The organism is Mycobacterium sp. NGS67 (assembly GCF_059812185.1).
In genome coordinates, this window is sequence record NZ_JCALCF010000017.1 from 20,661 (window position 1) to 37,336 (window position 16,676).

The 16,676-nt window shown below is 66.2% G+C and carries 16 protein-coding genes; 8 read left to right on the top strand and 8 right to left on the bottom strand.

The window, feature by feature from the left end; genetic code table 11:
* Positions 1 to 12: 12 nt before the first annotated feature.
* Genes AC5Y4D_RS16815 through echA20 form a run of 5 tightly spaced genes read right to left on the bottom strand, consistent with a single transcriptional unit; the run spans position 13 to position 5,507 of the window.
* On the bottom strand, positions 13 to 2,067 hold the full coding sequence (locus AC5Y4D_RS16815; RefSeq protein ID WP_499990029.1) for a fatty acid desaturase: 2,055 nt from the start codon (positions 2,065 to 2,067) through the stop codon (positions 13 to 15).
* A complete protein-coding gene (gene ipdC / locus AC5Y4D_RS16820) occupies positions 2,064 to 3,131 on the bottom strand; it encodes a (3aS,4S,5R,7aS)-5-hydroxy-7a-methyl-1-oxo-octahydro-1H-indene-4-carboxyl-CoA dehydrogenase (RefSeq protein ID WP_499943219.1) in 1,068 nt (355 codons plus the stop codon). Before ipdC ends, AC5Y4D_RS16815 begins: the two co-directional genes overlap by 4 nt.
* On the bottom strand, positions 3,128 to 3,874 hold the full coding sequence (gene ipdB / locus AC5Y4D_RS16825) for a cholesterol ring-cleaving hydrolase subunit IpdB (protein ID WP_500037663.1): 747 nt from the start codon (positions 3,872 to 3,874) through the stop codon (positions 3,128 to 3,130). Before ipdB ends, ipdC begins: the two co-directional genes overlap by 4 nt.
* Positions 3,871 to 4,755 carry a cholesterol ring-cleaving hydrolase subunit IpdA gene (gene ipdA, locus AC5Y4D_RS16830; protein WP_499943217.1) on the bottom strand — a complete coding sequence of 295 codons (885 nt, stop codon included), beginning with the start codon at positions 4,753 to 4,755 and terminating at the stop codon, positions 3,871 to 3,873. Before ipdA ends, ipdB begins: the two co-directional genes overlap by 4 nt.
* Positions 4,752 to 5,507, bottom strand: a complete 756-nt coding sequence (gene echA20, locus AC5Y4D_RS16835; RefSeq protein ID WP_500037664.1) for a (7aS)-7a-methyl-1,5-dioxo-2,3,5,6,7,7a-hexahydro-1H-indene-carboxyl-CoA hydrolase — start codon at positions 5,505 to 5,507, stop codon at positions 4,752 to 4,754. Before echA20 ends, ipdA begins: the two co-directional genes overlap by 4 nt.
* 57 nt (positions 5,508 to 5,564) lie before the next feature.
* On the opposite strand from echA20, the gene AC5Y4D_RS16840 reads away from it, so the two are divergent.
* Together AC5Y4D_RS16840 and AC5Y4D_RS16845 are read left to right on the top strand one after the other, a co-directional pair.
* Positions 5,565 to 6,356: an SDR family oxidoreductase gene (locus tag AC5Y4D_RS16840; protein WP_500037665.1), complete on the top strand. Its 792-nt coding sequence runs from the start codon at positions 5,565 to 5,567 to the stop codon at positions 6,354 to 6,356.
* Between the two features lie 17 nt (positions 6,357 to 6,373).
* Positions 6,374 to 7,294, top strand: coding sequence for an SDR family oxidoreductase (locus AC5Y4D_RS16845; RefSeq protein ID WP_500037666.1), 921 nt, complete (start codon positions 6,374 to 6,376; stop codon positions 7,292 to 7,294).
* Here AC5Y4D_RS16845 and AC5Y4D_RS16850 read toward each other — a convergent pair.
* From AC5Y4D_RS16850 to AC5Y4D_RS16860, 3 genes are read right to left on the bottom strand one after another with little or no spacing between them, the layout of a single operon-like run.
* On the bottom strand, positions 7,291 to 8,514 hold the full coding sequence (locus AC5Y4D_RS16850) for a class I SAM-dependent methyltransferase (protein WP_499943213.1): 1,224 nt from the start codon (positions 8,512 to 8,514) through the stop codon (positions 7,291 to 7,293). The two genes, AC5Y4D_RS16845 and AC5Y4D_RS16850, sit on opposite strands and share 4 nt — an antisense overlap.
* 3 nt (positions 8,515 to 8,517) lie before the next feature.
* Positions 8,518 to 8,970 carry a nitroreductase family deazaflavin-dependent oxidoreductase gene (locus AC5Y4D_RS16855; RefSeq protein ID WP_499943212.1) on the bottom strand — a complete coding sequence of 151 codons (453 nt, stop codon included), beginning with the start codon at positions 8,968 to 8,970 and terminating at the stop codon, positions 8,518 to 8,520.
* Positions 8,971 to 9,001: 31 nt separating this feature from the next.
* Entirely contained in the window at positions 9,002 to 10,165 is a 1,164-nt protein-coding gene (locus AC5Y4D_RS16860; protein WP_500037667.1) for a steroid 3-ketoacyl-CoA thiolase, read from the bottom strand.
* 121 nt (positions 10,166 to 10,286) lie between these two features.
* Between AC5Y4D_RS16860 and AC5Y4D_RS16865 the strand changes: the two genes are divergently transcribed.
* From AC5Y4D_RS16865 to ltp2, 6 genes are read left to right on the top strand one after another with little or no spacing between them, the layout of a single operon-like run.
* Positions 10,287 to 11,525, top strand: a complete 1,239-nt coding sequence (locus AC5Y4D_RS16865) for a cytochrome P450 (RefSeq protein WP_499990038.1) — start codon at positions 10,287 to 10,289, stop codon at positions 11,523 to 11,525.
* A gap of 7 nt (positions 11,526 to 11,532) precedes the next feature.
* Positions 11,533 to 12,537 carry an acyl-CoA dehydrogenase family protein gene (locus AC5Y4D_RS16870; protein WP_500037668.1) on the top strand — a complete coding sequence of 335 codons (1,005 nt, stop codon included), beginning with the start codon at positions 11,533 to 11,535 and terminating at the stop codon, positions 12,535 to 12,537.
* Positions 12,537 to 13,700, top strand: coding sequence for an acyl-CoA dehydrogenase FadE29 (gene fadE29 / locus AC5Y4D_RS16875; protein ID WP_499943208.1), 1,164 nt, complete (start codon positions 12,537 to 12,539; stop codon positions 13,698 to 13,700). Before AC5Y4D_RS16870 ends, fadE29 begins: the two co-directional genes overlap by 1 nt.
* Positions 13,697 to 14,641, top strand: coding sequence for a bifunctional MaoC family dehydratase N-terminal/OB-fold nucleic acid binding domain-containing protein (locus tag AC5Y4D_RS16880; RefSeq protein ID WP_500037669.1), 945 nt, complete (start codon positions 13,697 to 13,699; stop codon positions 14,639 to 14,641). Before fadE29 ends, AC5Y4D_RS16880 begins: the two co-directional genes overlap by 4 nt.
* Positions 14,638 to 15,039 (top strand): MaoC family dehydratase, encoded by a 402-nt coding sequence (locus tag AC5Y4D_RS16885; protein WP_499943206.1) that lies wholly within the window; start codon positions 14,638 to 14,640, stop codon positions 15,037 to 15,039. Before AC5Y4D_RS16880 ends, AC5Y4D_RS16885 begins: the two co-directional genes overlap by 4 nt.
* Entirely contained in the window at positions 15,039 to 16,196 is a 1,158-nt protein-coding gene (gene ltp2 / locus AC5Y4D_RS16890; protein WP_499990041.1) for a 17-hydroxy-3-oxo-4-pregnene-20-carboxyl-CoA lyase, read from the top strand. The genes AC5Y4D_RS16885 and ltp2 overlap by 1 nt, the downstream gene beginning before the upstream one ends.
* The last annotated feature ends 480 nt before the right edge of the window (positions 16,197 to 16,676 follow it).

Sequence of the window (16,676 nt, forward strand, 5' to 3'; positions counted from 1 at the left end):
CCGGGAAGGAAATCAAGCGTCGAAGTCGACCGCCACGAACGGCGTCGTCGGATGCGACTGGCACGTCAGAATGTAGCCGGCGTCGAGTTCGGCCTGCCCCAGCGCGAAGTTGTGATCCATCTCCACCTGCCCCTCGACCAGCCGCGCCCGGCACGTCCCGCACGCCCCGCCCATGCAGGCGTACGGCGCGTCGTCGCGCACCTGCAGCGTGCCTTCCAGAATCGAGTCGCCGGGGGCCAGGTCGTAGCTGTACTGCTCGCCGGACAGCGTGAAAGTCACTGTCGCCGAGCCGTATTCGTGTTCGGCCGGCGATGCGGTGCCGAAGCCGTGGAACAGTTCGAGGTGGATCCGTTCGGAGTCCACGCAATGCTCGAGCAGCACCTCACGGACCGTCGTCGTCATCTCCATCGGTCCGCAGATGAACCACTCGTCAACGGCATCCGGCTGCAGGTTTCCGGTCAGCCACAGGTTGAGCTTGTCGCGGTCGATGCGGCCGCGCAGTGCGGGCGTGTGCATCGACTCACCCGACAGCACGTGCAGGATCTCCAGCCGGTCGGCATAGCGCGCCTCCAGCCGATCCAGCTCGGCGCGGAACATCGTCGATTCCTTGGTGCGGTTGCCGTAGATCAGCGTGAACCGGCTTTCGGTCTCGACCTCGAGGGTCGTCGCGAGGATGGACAGCACCGGCGTGATCCCGCTGCCGGCCACCAGGCCCACGTAGTGCTTGCGGTGCAACGGATTCAACGCCGTGCCGAACCGCCCGGTGGGTGTCATCAGCTCCAGGACGTCACCGGCCTGCAACCGCTCGGCCACGAACGTCGAGAACGCCCCGCCGCCAATGTGTTTGACCGCGATGCGCAACTGGGCACGGGTCGCGGCGGCGCAGATCGAGTAGTTACGGCGTACCCCCTGACCGCCCAGGTCGGTGCGCACCGTCACGTGCTGGCCCGGCTCGAACCGGAACGCGTCCCGCAATGCTTCCGGCACGGCGAAGGTGACCAGGGTGCTGTCGGCGGTGATCGGATCGACGGAGGCCACCGGGATGCGGTGGAACACCCCGTGCGGAGAGCTGGACCGGCTCGGCATCCGCACCGGCAGCAATTTCGCCAGCCGGCCGTTCAGTTCCTTCCACTCCCGGAACTCGTCCGGATTCAGCTGCTGACCGAAGACCGTGGAGATCGCCGCGTTGCGTTCCAGGTAAGCCTCTTCGTTGCGCTTCCACGTGCGCACGTAGCGGTAGAACGGCACCGACGGGTGCAGGTGGTGCACCAGGTGGTAGTTCTGCGACAGCAGCACCGGGGTGAACAACCATTCGGCGCCGACCCGGTTGCGGGTGGCACGGTAGCGGTTGGTGCGCTGGGTGTCGGCCAGTCCGTGGTGCGGCAGCCAGTCGAACCACCACGCCAGGACGGTGAGCCCGATGCGCTGCGGGATCAGGAAGACGACGGCTAGTGCCCAGAAGTTTCCGGTGACGATCGCGACCACCAGCCCGGTCACGCTCAAAGCCATCATCGCCAGCGTCTCGGCGACCTCGCCGACCGGTCGGCTGCGCGCCCGCGGCAGGTAGTACCGCAGATAGAAGTACTCGACCAGCGACCACCGCAGCGGCAGCTGCCACCACTTGCCGTGCGAAGCGAAGGTGTCCGGGTCCTGGTCGTCGTCGTTGGAGTGCCGGTGATGCTGGATGTGGATGTAGCCGAACGACGGGAAGGCGACCACCGGACCGACGAAGAGCCAAGCGAGTCGTCCCATCAGCCCGTTCACCCAGCGCGTCGAGCTGATCGAGTAGTGCGACGCGTCGTGCACGACGGTGAACATTACGAATGTCACCGCCGCGTTGACTGGGATGGTCACCCACCAGGGCGCCCAGCCGTGCAGATAACCGACGGTCGCCACCACGAACGAGGTCAGTGCGGCGAAAAAGATTCCGACCGTGGGCAGCGCCAGCTTGGGTACCGCTTCACCCGGGTCGGGCAGCGCGTGGTGGGTAGCTTCTGGGGCCGCTGGTTCCATCTCGACGGTCGCCATAGCTGCGATAGCGTAGCCTATTTGACACGCGCCACTCACTCGACCAGCGCAGATGCCTTTTGTAAATGCGTGATCGCGTCGCGCACGATCGTGTCGATCAGCTCCGCACAGGACGGCAGGTCGTCCAAGATCCCGGCCACCTGCCCCGATGCCAGCACCCCGGCTTCCGTGTTGCCCTCGACCAGCCCGGCCTTGAGCAGCATCGGGGTGTTGGCCGCCATCACCACCTGCGACCAGGTCAGTTCCTTGCCGTGGCGCATGGCCAGCCCGTCCTGGATCATCGAGCGCCAGGTCATCTGCGACATCTGCTTGAACTTCCCCGCATTACGCACTGCCGCGGTGAAACCCCTTGCCCGCGAGCCACTTTCCAGCTTCTCGACGAGTCCGGTGCGCAGCACCCGGTGCGGCATGCCGTCGACCCGCGTGGTGACTACGGTGCCGTCCAGCGCTGACTCCAGGTACCGCTGCTTGACGGCGTCGGGCACGGTGGAGTCCGAGGTGAGCAGGAACCGGGTGCCCATGGCAACACCAGCGGCGCCGTAGGAAAGCGCTGCGGCCAGACCGCGTCCGTCGAAGAACCCGCCCGCGGCGATCACCGGTATCCCGCTGTCCTTCACCGCATCCAGCACCGACGGCAGCAGCAGCGTGGTCGCGACGGGACCGGTGTGCCCGCCGCCCTCCCCACCCTGCACGATCATCGCGTCCGCACCCCAGGCGGCGACCTTGCGTGCGTGCTTGGCGGCGCCGATCGACGGAACCACCACGGCGCCGGCTTCTTTCAGCCGGGCGATCAGCTCCTGTTTGGGCGCCAACGCGAACGAGGCCACCTTGACACCTTCGCGGATCATCAGCTCGACCCGATCGCCGGCGTCGGCCGCGTCGGCGCGCATGTTCACCCCGAACGGCTTGTCGGTGGCGGCCTTGACCTTCTTGATGGCCACTGCCAGTTCGTCCAGTGTCATGGTCGCCGACGCCAGGATCCCCAACCCGCCGGCATTGGCCGTCGCAGAGACCAGCCGCGCGCCGGCCACCCAGCCCATCCCGGTCTGCACCACCGGATGCTCGATGCCGACCAGCTCGGTCAGCGGGGTACGCAGCCTCACTGCCGGATCTCTCTGTCGCGCAGCGCTTTCGGGTCGATGACCTCGCGGATCAGGCGAAGTTCGTCGTCGCTCGGCAGCCTGGACTCGCCGGCCTCGTCGAGCCCTTGCACCTCGAACGAGGTCGCCTCCCGGACGTCGTCGGGGGCAACGCCGGGGTGCAGGCTCAACGCGCGCATCGTGCCGTCCGGGCCGCCGAAGTCGAACACGCCGAGGTTGGACACCACGCGGTAGACGTTGACGAACCGGAACGCCGGGTTGCTCGCGTCGACCTTGTCGTAGCCGATGCCGGAGACGACGTCGACCGTATCGGTGAAGACCCGCTTGGAGTGGTTGCCCACCCAGTAGCTGGTCGCGTGGTTGATGGTGTTGCCTGGCGAACCGCGGACGCCGAACATCTGCCGGGTCGGCTGTTGCAGCGGCCCGAACGCCGAGATGTTCTGATTGCCGTACCGGTCAACCTGATTGGCGCCCATCACCACGTGCCGCCGGCCCCAGGCCAGGGTTTCGAAAACCCGGCCGAACGGCATCCAGCCCTCGACGGCTCCCGTCTTGCCCAACGGCGGGGTGTCGGCCAACAGTTGGGCCTCACCGTCGGTGAGCAGGATGTCGGGGGAGAAGGTCAGCCGCGCCAGCCGGGCGCCCACCGACGCCATGTTGGTCATCGGGCTGATCATGATTTCGCCTGCGTCACGGAACAATTCGGCGCACGCGATCGCGCAGACCTCGGCTCGGGTGGTGCTCACTTACCCGCCTCCTCACCGAACTTGCGTACCGCCGCCTGGTAGTCCTCTTCGCTGCCGGACAGGTAGGTCTGCACGAACTGCTGCCAGCCCTCGTCGGTCGAGGCGGCCTCGGCGTAGTGCCGCTGGAACTTCTCGTCCCGTCCGTAATCGGGTGCGGCGGTGGTGAAGTGGGCACCGCCCGGCGCTTCCACGACGCCGTCGACCATCATCCGGTTGATCAACAGTGCCTGCGGCGGAACGGCTTTGACCAGTTCTTCGGTGGACACCACGCGTTCCACCGACAGGAAGCGCTGCTGCGCGGCCATCAGGAACAGGTCGTCGAAGTACGGGTCGATGCCGGTGTAGGCCGCATTGCCCGCTGCGTCACCGAGATTGAGGTGCGCAAAGGCGACGTCCAAGGTCAGCGCGGGCATGGCGATCAGCGTCTCGTGCCCGCTGCCCGCCGACGGATACGGGCTGGTGACGGTCTGGAGTTCACCTTCCCAGAAGTCGAGCACCGAGCTGCCCAACCCGGCGCGAATCGGCAGGAACGGCAGCCGCTGGGCCGCCGCCTGCAGTCCACAACGCAGCATGCCTTCGTCCATCTCGCGGGCCTCGATGGCGCCGGTGGTACGCGCCTTGGCGAACCACGGGTCGTAGAACGGCGGAGAGTCCAGCGAGACGAATCCGTAGTAGACGCGCTTGACCTTGCCGGCCGAGCACAGCAGGCCCAGGTCGGGTCCGCCGTAGGTGACGACGGTGAGGTCGGTGACGTCGGTGCGCAGCAGGGCGCGGACGAAGGCCATCGGCTTGCGCCGGGATCCCCAGCCGGCGATGCCGACGGTCATGCCGCTTTCGACCTGCGCGACGGCCTCGTCCAAGGTGGTGCGCTTGTCGCTCACTTCTTGCCCTTCGCCGTGCCGGCGAACGCGTCGCGGTGCTCGTCGGCGACTCCGGCGAGGTTGAGTTCGAAGGTAAACCCTTGCTCCATGCGGTAACTCGAGTTGACCCGTTGCACGTCGATGAGGTTCAACGCCTCCTTGGCCGCGCGAATGACGCGGGTGTCCTTGGCGGCGATGTCGCGGGCCACCCGTAGCGCGGCTTCGTCCAGCTCGGAGCGCGGCACCACCTCGTGCACCGACCCGAAATGGTGCAGGGTGGCGGCGTCCACGGTGGCCGCGGTGAAGAACAGTCGCCGCATCAGGTGCTGGGGCACCAGGCGGGACAGGTGGGTGGCCGCGCCGAGCGCGCCGCGTTCCACCTCCGGCAGTCCGAAGGTCGCGTCGTCGGAGGCGACGATCACGTCGGAGTTGCCGACCAGGCCGATGCCGCCGCCGACACAGAATCCGTTCACCGCGGCGATCACCGGCACCTCGCATTCGTAGACCGCGCGGAATGCAGCGAAGCAGCCCCGGTTGGCGTCGATAAGCGCGGTGAAACCCTCGGTACGCTGCATTTCCTTGATGTCCACGCCGGCGTTGAAGCCTCGGCCCTCGGCCCGCAGGATCACCGCGTGGGTCTCCAGATCGGCGCCCGCGGCCGTGATCGCGTCGGCCAGTTCGAACCATCCTTTCGACGGGATGGCGTTGACGGGCGGGTAGTCGACCGTGACGGCGACTATGCCCGGTTCGAGGGTAGAAGAGGTGATCGTCATGGCACTTCCTGCTGGGGTCGATTACCTAAGCAAGCACTTGCTTGGTACGCTAGCACAGTGCCCCATCCGCGATCAGCCCCCCCGAACGGCGACGGGATCAATCTCGGCCTGACCGGGCGGGTGGTGCTGGTGACCGGCGGAGTCCGAGGTGTCGGCGCCGGGATCAGCGCGGTTTTCGCCGAGCAGGGCGCGACGGTGATCGCCTGCGCGCGCCGGCCGGTCGAGGGATACCCGCACGAATTCCACAGTTGCGACGTCCGCGACGAGGATTCGGTCAAGCGGCTCGTCGACTCGATAGCCGAGCAACACGGCCGCCTCGATGTCGTGGTCAACAACGCCGGAGGGTCGCCGTACGTGCTGGCGGCCGAAGCTCCGCATAATTTCAGCCGCAAGATCGTCGACCTGAATGTGCTTGCCCCGCTGCTGGTTTCGCAGCACGCCAACGCGCTGATGCAACAGCAGGACGGCGGGGGATCCATCGTGAACGTCTGCAGTGTCAGTGGCCGGCGGCCCACTCCTGGCACGGCGGCCTACGGCATCGCCAAGGCCGGCCTGGAGAACCTCACCACCACCCTGGCGGTGGAGTGGGCGCCCAAGGTCCGGGTCAACGCCGTCGTGGTCGGCATGGTGGAGACCGAGCAGGCCGACCTGTTCTACGGCGATGCCGAGTCGATCGAACGGATCTCGGCCACCGTGCCGCTGGGACGGCTCGCACTCCCGGCCGACGTCGGTTGGGCCGCAGCGTTTTTGGTGTCCAATGTGGCTTCCTACGTCAGCGGTGCCACGCTCGAGGTGCACGGCGGAGGGGAGCCGCCGCAGTACCTGAACACCTCGAGTGCCAACAAATAACGAAAGGTGTAATGGGTATGGGCGTGGTGGACGGCCGGGTTGTCATCGTCACCGGTGCGGGCCGCGGGATCGGTCGCGCGCACGCGTTGGCCTTCGCGGCCGAGGGTGCGCGGGTGGTGGTCAACGACATCGGGGTGGGCCTGGACGGGTCGGCCGGCGAGAGCCCGGCACAACAGGTCGTCGACGAAATCACCGCGGCCGGGGGCGAAGCGGTCGCCAACGGTGACGACGTCGCCGACTGGACGGGCGCGCAGAATCTGATCGACACCGCCGTCGACACCTTCGGTGGCCTGGACGTGCTGGTCAACAATGCCGGCTTCATCCGCGACCGAATGTTGGCCAATACCAGTGAAAGTGAGTGGGACGCGGTGATCCGCGTCCACCTCAAGGGGCACTTTGCGACCCTGCGGCACGCCGCCGGTTACTGGCGCCGCCAGATCAAATCCGGTGCGGTGGGCCCGGACACGCTCAACGCCCGCATCATCAACACCAGTTCGGGCGCCGGTCTGCAGGGCAGCGTGGGGCAGGGCAACTACTCGGCCGCGAAGGCCGGCATCGCCGCGCTGACCCTGGTCGGGGCCGCCGAACTCGGCCGCTACGGGATCACCGTCAACGCGATCGCCCCTGCGGCCCGCACCCGGATGACCGAGGCGGTGTTCGCCGAGACCATGGCGGCTCCCGAGGACGGCGGCTTCGACGCGATGGCCCCGGAGAACGTCTCGCCGCTGGTGGTGTGGTTGGGCAGCGTCGAATCCCGCGACGTCACCGGCAAGGTGTTCGAGGTCGAAGCCGGCCTGATCCGGGTCGCGGAAGGGTGGGCGCACGGCCCGCAGATCGATAAGGGCGCTCGGTGGGATCCGGCTGAGCTGGGGCCCGTCGTCACCGACCTGCTGGCCAAGTCGCGCACGCCGGTACCGGTTTACGGAGCCGGTTCCTAGCGGACCGCTTCCAGGCTCATGTCGACGAAGTCGAGCCGCCACAGCGACTGAAACAGCCCGCGGCCGAACTTCTCGTACAGTTCGAGCTTGATGCTGTCGGTCCCGTCGCCGGCGACGGCGGCCGCGATCTCGCGAATTGTGCGCTGCCCGTTGATGTATTGGACGAATGGCAACTCGGCGGCATTGAGGGTCATGTCCCACTGCGGGCGATGGAGCTCGGCGCCGGTCAAGCGGCAGCTCAGCCGCATCCGCGGCACGTAGTCCAGGGCGTCGGGCGACGAAAAGTCAATGGTGTAGCTCTGTTTCGGCCGGTCGGGGTGCGCGGCGATGAAGAAGTGGCACGAATTGGCCGTCCTGAGTTTTTCCAGCAGAGCCCACATTTGATGCTCCGGCAAAGCGCTCATCGTTGCGAAGAATTCGGTGGCCGGGTTGGACAGGGAATTGAGGTCGTGCGGGTAGTACGGCGCGTTGTGGAACCACCGCTGAAACACCAGTCCGGCCGAGGTGACCAGATCGATGCAGTCTCCGGTGGTGAAGCTGCGGTCGCGGCCGTGCAGACACGTATCGACAAGGCCCGCATCGTAATACAGGTCCGGAGCCGTGTCGCGGTATGCCAGGAACGGATGATTGGGATCGAGCATCGAGATGGTCGCGTTGACCATCCGGATCCCGTCCTCGTCCTGACCCAACCCCAGATCGCGGAAGACCGATTGCAACAACTCGACGCCGACCCGGCCGTAGCGCGCATACAGCATCAGTGCCACGGCGCCGCCGGGCCGCAGGCAATCGGCGAGCGCCTTCATCCCCAGCGCCGGATCGGCCAGGTGGTGCAGCACCCCGGTGGACATGATCAGGTCGAAATCGCGCCCGAGCGTCGACACCTCTTCGATGGGCAGCCGGTGCAACTCCAGGTTGGACAGCCCGTGCCGGTCTTTGAGGTACTGCTCGTGATCCAGTGACCGTTGGCTGACGTCGATCGCCACCACCCTGGCGGAGCGGTTGTTGTAGGCGATGATCGCGGCCTGATTGCTGCCGCAACCGGCGATCAGAATGTCCGAGTCGGGTTGGTACTCACGGTCCGGCCAGAGTTGCAGGTGTGCGTGACTCGGGTCGAACCATTGCCAGCCATCGACAAGCCATTCGGTGATGTCCTGAATGGGTTCGGGATATGTCCACTTCTCGTATTGCGCGGACACGACATCGTTCAACCGATCAGTCATTTGTCACTCGCAGATGACGATGGGGATCGTGCGGTCGGTCCAGGCTTGGTAGTCCTCGTAGGTCGGATACATGTCGACCAGTTTCGGCCAGTACTTGCCGCGCTCCTCGTCGGTGGCGTCGCGAGCGGTCAGGTCCAGCACTTCTTTCTTGATCTGTACTTTCACCTTCGGATTGGCCTTCAGGTTGAGGTACCACATCGGGTTCTTCGCCGACCCGCCCCGCGAAGCCGCCACGACCACCCGGTCACCGTCGCGCAGGAAATACAGCGGACTCACCCGCTCCTCGCCGGTCTTGCGGCCGATGGTGGTCAGCAGCGCGACGGGGATGTTCTGGAAGGTGCCGCCCAGACCTTCACCGCCATTGCGGCGATACATCCAGGTGTTCAGTCGCGACATCCATTTGATGAAAAAAGTGCTGAATGGCGAATTCAGAAACCGTGGCGGTGATTTCGGCATGGGCACATCTTATGGGTGTCGCGCGCAAGTGCTAGATGCGTTCGATGATGGTCCCGGTCGACAGGGCGCCGCCGGCACACATGGTGATCAGCGCGGTGCTCTTGTCGGTGCGCTCCAACTCGTGCAGCGCGGTGGTGATCAGCCGGCTGCCGGTGCTGCCCACCGGGTGACCGAGTGCGATCGCGCCGCCGTTGACGTTGACCCGGTCCATGTCGGGCTCGTGCACCCGCGCCCAGGACAGCACGACCGACGCGAACGCCTCGTTGATCTCGACCAGGTCGATGTCGCCGATCTTCATGCCGGCTTTCTCCAGCACCTTCTCCGTCGACTGCACCGGGCCGTCGAGGTGGTAGTAGGGCTCGGCGCCGACGAGCGCCTGGCTGACGATCCGCGCCCGCGGCTTGAGGCCCAGCGCCTTCGCCTTGTCCTCGTCCATCCACAACACCGCTGCGGCGCCGTCGGAGATCTGCGACGACGTGCCCGCGGTGTGAATGCCGCCGTCCAGCACCGGCTTCAGCGTGCTCAGCCCCGACAGCGACGTCTCCCGCAGCCCCTGGTCGCGGTTGATCGTGACGCGCTCCGCCGTCGGCTGCTTGTTCTCGTCGAGCGCGGGGGCCTCGAGCGGCGAGATCTCGCGATCGAAGCGGCCTTCGGCCCAGGCCTGTTTTGCCTTGGCTTGGGACTGATAGCCGAACTCGTCGAGTTCGTCGCGGGTGATGCCGCGCCGCTTGGCGATCCGCTCGGCGGCGGTGAACTGGTCAGGCAGGTCGATGTCCCACGACGCCGGTCGCAGGATGCTGCGGTCGGGACCGGCGTTGGCGCCCAGGCCGACGCGGCTCATGGCCTCGATGCCGCAGGCGATGCCGATGTCGATGGCGCCGGCCGCGATCAGCCCGGCCACCAGACCGTTGGCCTGCTGGCCGCTGCCGCACTGGCAGTCGACGGTCATGGCGCCGACGTGCTCCGGCAGCCCGGCGACCAGCCAGCTCACCCGGGTGATGTTGTTGGACTGCTCGCCGAATTGCGTCACGCAGCCGCCGACGATCTGTTCGACGTCGCCCGCGTCGATGCCGGCCTTATCCACCAGCGCCTTCTGGGTGGCGCCCAGGAGCTCGGTGGCGTGCAGTCCAGACAGCCATCCATTGCGCTTCCCGATCGGGCTGCGGGTGGCTTCGACGATTACCGGGTTACCCATGGAGCCAGGCTAGAACACGTTTCATTACTATGACAAGCGAGGATGCCGGACCGCCTTTTGTCTGCGGTGGAGCCGTGTTTTACTGGCACTAGAACTCGTTGCAATTTAGGAGAGCACCCGAATGGCACACTCGGAAATTCCGGCGGACTTCGACTTCCTCGACCCCGACATTAACCTTGCCGGGCTTCCCGTCGCGGAACTCGCCCAGCTTCGCGAGTCGGAACCGATCCACTGGGTGGAAGTGCCCGACGGCTGCGCGGGCTTCGAGGACAACGGCTATTGGCTGGTGACCAAGCACGCCGACGTCAAGGAGGTGTCGCGGCGCAGCGACGACTTCTCGAGTTGGGAGAACGGCGCGATCCCGACCTGGCCCAAGGAGATGACCCGCGAGAGCGTCGAGCTGCAGCGCAACGTCATGCTCAACATGGACGCTCCGCATCACACCCGGCTGCGCAAGATCATCTCGCGCGGGTTCACCCCGCGCGCGATCGGACGGCTGGAGGACGAGCTCTCCCGCCGGGCCCAGAGCATCGCCGAGGAGGCGGCAACGGCGGGTTCCGGCGACTTCGTCGAGCAGGTGTCGTGCGAGCTGCCGCTGCAGGCCATCGCCGGGCTGCTGGGCGTGCCGCAGGACGACCGGGACAAGTTGTTCCGCTGGTCCAACGAGATGACCGGCGGAGAGGATCCCGAATACGCCGACATCGACCCCGCGCAGTCGTCGCTGGAGCTGATCACCTACGCCATGGCGATGGCCGCGGAGCGCAACGAGAACCCGACCGACGACATCGTCACCACCTTGATCCAGGCCGACATCGACGGAGAGAAGCTGTCCGACGACGAGTTCGGCTTCTTCGTGATCATGCTGGCGGTGGCCGGCAACGAGACCACCCGTAACTCGATCACGCACGGAATGATCGCCTTCGCGGACAACCCCGACCAGTGGGAGCTTTTCAAGAAGGAACGGCCGTCCACCACGGCCGACGAGATCGTCCGCTGGGCCACGCCGGTGTCGGCATTCCAGCGCACTGCCAATAAAGACTTGGAGCTCAACGGTGTTCAGATCAAGAAGGGCCAGCGGTTGGTGATGTCCTACCGGTCGGCCAACTTCGACGAGGACGTCTTCGACGACCCTCACACGTTCAACATCCTGCGCGACCCCAACCCGCACGTCGGCTTCGGCGGCACCGGAGCGCATTACTGCATCGGTGCCAACCTGGCCCGGATGACGATCAACTTGATCTTCAACGCGATCGCCGACCACATGCCGAACCTCAAGCCGGTCTCCGAGCCCGAGCGGCTGCGGTCCGGCTGGCTCAACGGCATCAAGCACTGGCAGGTCGACTACACCGGCGCCCGGTGATCCTGGCATGGACTTCGATCTCAGTGCAGAGCAAGAGGCCGTCGCCGACGTCGTCACCTCCGTGTTGGACCGCGAATTATCGTGGGAGGCTTTGGTTTCCGGTGGCGTGACGGCGTTGGCGGTGCCGGAACGTCTCGGCGGTGACGGGGTCGGCCTGACCGAGGTGGGCACCGTGCTCACCGAAGTGGGCAGGCATGGCGCGATCACACCGGCGTTGGCCACCTTGGGATTCGGTGTGGTGCCGTTGCTCGAGTTGGCGTCCGACGAGCAGCAGGATCGTTTCCTGGCCGGCGTCGCCAAAGGCGGGGTGTTGACCGCCGCCCTGAACGAACCCGGTCGCGCGCTGCCGGAACGGCCGTCGGTCGCATTCGACGGTGGTCGGCTCTCGGGTGTGAAAGTCGGTGTGGGATACGCAGAATCGGCAGAATGGTTGCTGGTGACCGCCGACAACGCGGTGGTCGTCGTCTCGCCCAAGGCCGAGGGCGTCGGCTTGGTTCGTACGCCCACGTCCAACGACGCCGAGGAATACACCGTGACGTTCGACGACGTCTCGGTCGCTGACGGTGACGTCCTTGCCGGTGCTTCAGCGACACGGGTAAATCAGCTGGCGCTGGCCATGATTGGCGCCTACGCCGACGGGTTGGTGGCCGGCGCGTTGCGGCTGACCGCCGACTATGTCGCCGAACGCAAGCAATTCGGCAAACCGTTGTCGACGTTCCAGACTGTAGCCGCACAGTTGGCCGAGGTCTACATCGCCTCGCGCACCATCGATTTGGCTTCCAAGGCGGTGATCTGGAAGCTCGCCGAAGGGCTGGATGCGGCGTCGGATCTCGATGTGCTTGGCTACTGGCTGGCGTCGCAGGCACCTCCGGTGATGCAGATCTGTCACCATCTGCACGGCGGCATGGGCATGGACGTCACCTATCCCATGCACCGGTACTACTCCACGATCAAGGATCTGACCCGGTTGCTGGGTGGCCCTTCGCATCGTCTCGATCTGGTGGGAGTCTGATGTACATAGACTTGACTCCGGAGCAGCGTCAGCTGCAAGCGGAGCTGCGGGAATACTTTTCCAACCTGATTTCGTCCGACGAAGCCAAAGCGATGGAGTCCGACCGGCACAACGCGGCCTACCGCGCGGTGATCCGCCGGATGGGCAAGGACGGCAAGCTCGGCGTCGGATGGCCGAAAGAGTTCGGCGGCTTGGGTTTCGGGCCGATCGAACAGTCCATCTTCGTCAACGAGGCGCATCGCGCCGACGTGCCGTTGCCGGCGGTGACGTTGCAGACGGTCGGTCCGGTGCTGCAGCAGTTCGGCAGCGAGGAGCAGAAGAAGAAGTTCCTGCCCGCGATCCTGGCCGGCGAGGTGCACTTCGCGATCGGCTACACCGAACCGGATGCGGGCACCGACCTGGCGTCGCTGCGGACCACCGCGGTGCGCCAGGGTGACGAGTACATCGTCAACGGACAGAAGATCTTCACCACCGGCGCCCATGACGCCGACTACATCTGGCTGGCCTGCCGCACCGACCCGGAAGCCGTTAAGCATAAGGGCATTTCGATCCTGATCGCCGATACCAAGGATCCCGGCTACTCGTGGACGCCGATCATCCTGTCCGACGGGGCGCACCACACCAACGCCACCTACTACAACGACGTGCGGGTACCGGCCGACATGCTGGTCGGCGAGGAGAACGGCGGGTGGCGGTTGATCACCACGCAGCTCAACAACGAGCGGGTGATGCTCGGACCGGCCGGCCGCACCGCCGGCATCTACGACCGCGTGCACGCTTGGGCCTCCAAACCCGGCGGCGACGGCGTCACCCCGATAGACCACCATGACGTCAAGCGCGCCCTCGGCGAGATCTATTCGCTTTGGCGGATCAACGAATTGCTGAACTGGCAGGTGGCCGCGGCCGGTGAGGACATCAACGTCGCCGACGCCGCGTCGACGAAAGTCTTTGGCACCGAGAAGATTCAGTACATCGGTCGGCTCGCCGAGGAAATCGTCGGCAAGTACGGCAACCCGGCCGAGCCGGAAACGGCGGAGCTGCTCGAGTGGCTGGACTCCCAGACCAAACGCAATCTGGTGATCACGTTCGGTGGGGGCGTCAACGAGGTGATGCGGGAGATGATCGCGGCTGCCGGTCTGAAGGTGCCGAGGGTGCCTCGATGACCGACCTGAAAGAAGCCGTCGCGGAGGTGATCGCGACGGTCGTCGCCAAGCCGCGCGAAGCGCGGGATCCGGTGAACCAGCCGATCGTGAACAACTGGGTCGAAGCGCTGGGTGACCGCAATCCGATCTATGTGGACGAAGACGCGGCTCGTGCGGCCGGTCATCCCGGAATCGTGGCCCCGCCGGCCATGATTCAGGTGTGGACGATGTTCGGCCAGGGTGGCCAGCGTCCGACCGACGATCCCATGGGTCCGATCATGCAGCTGTTCGACGACGCCGGATACATCGGTGTGGTGGCGACGAACTGTGAGCAGACCTACCACCGTTATCTGCGCCCCGGCGAGCAGGTCAGCATTGTTTCGGAGATGCGCGATGTGGTCGGGCCCAAGCAGACCGCGCTCGGTGAGGGCTACTTCATCAACCAACTCATCACCTGGCGGGTGGGTGACGAAGATGTAGCCGAAATGAATTGGCGCATCCTCAAATTCAAACCCACCGACTCCGCTTCGGCTGTTCCCGAGGACCTCGACGCCGACGCGATGATGCGTCCGGCCTCGTCGCGCGACACCGCGTTCTTCTGGGAAGGCGTCAACGCGCACGAGTTGCGGATCCAGAAGCTGGCCGACGGTTCGTTGCAGCACCCGCCGGTACCGGCCGTGTGGCAGGACCCCGCTGAGCCGGTCGCGTATGCGGTGGCCAGCGGCCGCGGCACCGTGTTCAGTTTCGTGGTGCACCATGCACCTCGGGTCCCGGGCCGGACACTGCCGTTCGTGATCGCGCTGGTGGAACTGGAGGAGGGCGTGCGGATGCTCGGCGAGTTGCGGGGCGTCGACCCGGCGGCCGTCGAGATCGGAATGCCTGTGCGGGCAACGTATATCGATTTCCCGGTCGGCGATTCCGGGCCGTCGTGGACGCTCTACGCGTGGGAGCCGGAAGCATGAGCGCGCCCGCTGTGGAAGTGGGTTTGCAGCTGCCCGAGTTGAAGCTGGAAGGGACCCCGACGTTCATCATCTCGACTGCGTTGGCCACCAGGGATTTTCAGGATGTGCACCACGATCGGGATCTGGCGCAGGCCAAAGGGTCCAAGGACATCTTCGTCAACATCCTGACCGACACCGGGTTGGTGCAGCGTTACGTCACCGACTGGGCGGGGCCGTCGGCGTTGATCAAGTCGATCGGGCTGCGGCTCGGTGTGCCGTGGTACGCCTACGACACGGTGACCTTCTCCGGTGAGGTGACCGCGGTGCAGGACGGCTTGATCACGGTGAAGGTGATCGGCGCCAACAGCCTTGGCAATCATGTGATCGCGACGGTGACGCTGACGATTGGGGACGTGTGATGCTGTCGGGCAAGGCGGCCATTGTCGGGATCGGCGCCACCGACTTCTCCAAGAACTCCGGTCGGTCCGAGCTGCGGCTGGCGGCCGAGGCGGTGCAGGACGCGCTTGACGACGCCGGGCTTTCGCCTGCCGACGTCGACGGTCTCACAACGTTCACGATGGACACCAACACCGAGATCGCGGTGGCGCGGGCGGCTGGGATCGGCGATCTGAAGTTCTTCTCCAAGATCCACTACGGCGGCGGCGCGGCGTGTGCGACGGTGCAGCAGGCGGCAATTGCCGTCGCGACCGGTGTCGCCGACGTCGTCGTCGCGTACCGCGCCTTCAACGAGCGCTCCGGGATGCGGTTCGGCCAGGTGCAGACCCGGTTGACCGAGAACGCCGACTCCACCGGCGTGGACAACTCGTTCTCCTACCCGCACGGGCTCTCGACGCCGGCCGCGCAGGTCGCCATGATCGCCCGGCGTTACATGCACTGGTCGGGTGCTACCAGCCGGGACTTCGGTGCGGTGTCGGTGGCAGACCGTCGACATGCAGCGAAAAATCCCAAGGCGTACTTCTACGAGAAGCCGATAACCATTGAGGATCACCAGAATTCGCGCTGGATCGCCGAACCGCTGCGGTTGCTGGACTGCTGCCAGGAAACCGACGGCGCGGTGGCGATCGTCGTGACGTCGGCGGAGCGGGCACGCGACCTCAAGCACCGGCCCGCGGTGATCGAGGCGGCGGCGCAGGGCTCCAGTCCTGACCAGTACACGATGGTCAGCTATTACCGGTCCGAGCTGGGTCTGCCCGAGATGGGTCTTGTCGGCCAACAACTTTGGGCGCAGTCGGGTCTTACCCCTGCCGATATTCAGACCGCGGTGCTCTACGACCACTTCACGCCGTTCACGCTGATCCAGTTGGAGGAGTTGGGATTCTGCGGTCGGGGTGAGGCCAAGGACTTCGTCGCCGACGGTGCGATCGAGATCGGCGGGCGGTTGCCCATCAACACCCATGGTGGTCAACTCGGTGAGGCCTATATCCACGGCATGAACGGCATCGCGGAGGGTGTGCGTCAGCTGCGGGGGACCTCGGTGAACCCGGTGCCTGACGTCGAGCATGTGCTGGTTACCGCTGGGACGGGTGTGCCGACGTCGGGGTTGATCCTGGGGTAGCCCCCGGGCCCTCGCCTGGCCTGGCCTTCCCTCGCCGCGCCTCACCCCTCGCCTGGCCTGGCCTCGCCGCGCCGCCTCGCCGCGCCTCACCCCTCGCGCCGATCTCTCGCCGAGCGTCACGCTAGCGTGGCCGTCGACGCCGAGCGTCACGCTAGCGTGGCTCGCGACGGGGACCGCCGCGGCTCCGCCATGCCCCCTCGCGCCGATCTCTCGCCGAGCGTCCATGAGCGCCGAGCGTCACGCTAGCGTGACTCGCGACGGGGACCGCCCCGGCGCCGCCATGCCCCCTCTCACCGATCTCTCGCCGAGCGTCCATGAGCGCCGAGCGTCACGCTAGCGTGGCCGTCGACGCCGAGCGTCACGCTAGCGTGGCTCGCGACGGGGACCGCCGCGGCTCCGCCATGCCCCCTCTCACCGATCTCCCGCCGAGCGTCCATGAGCGCCGAGCGTCACGCTAGCGTGGCGGTCGACGCCGAGCGT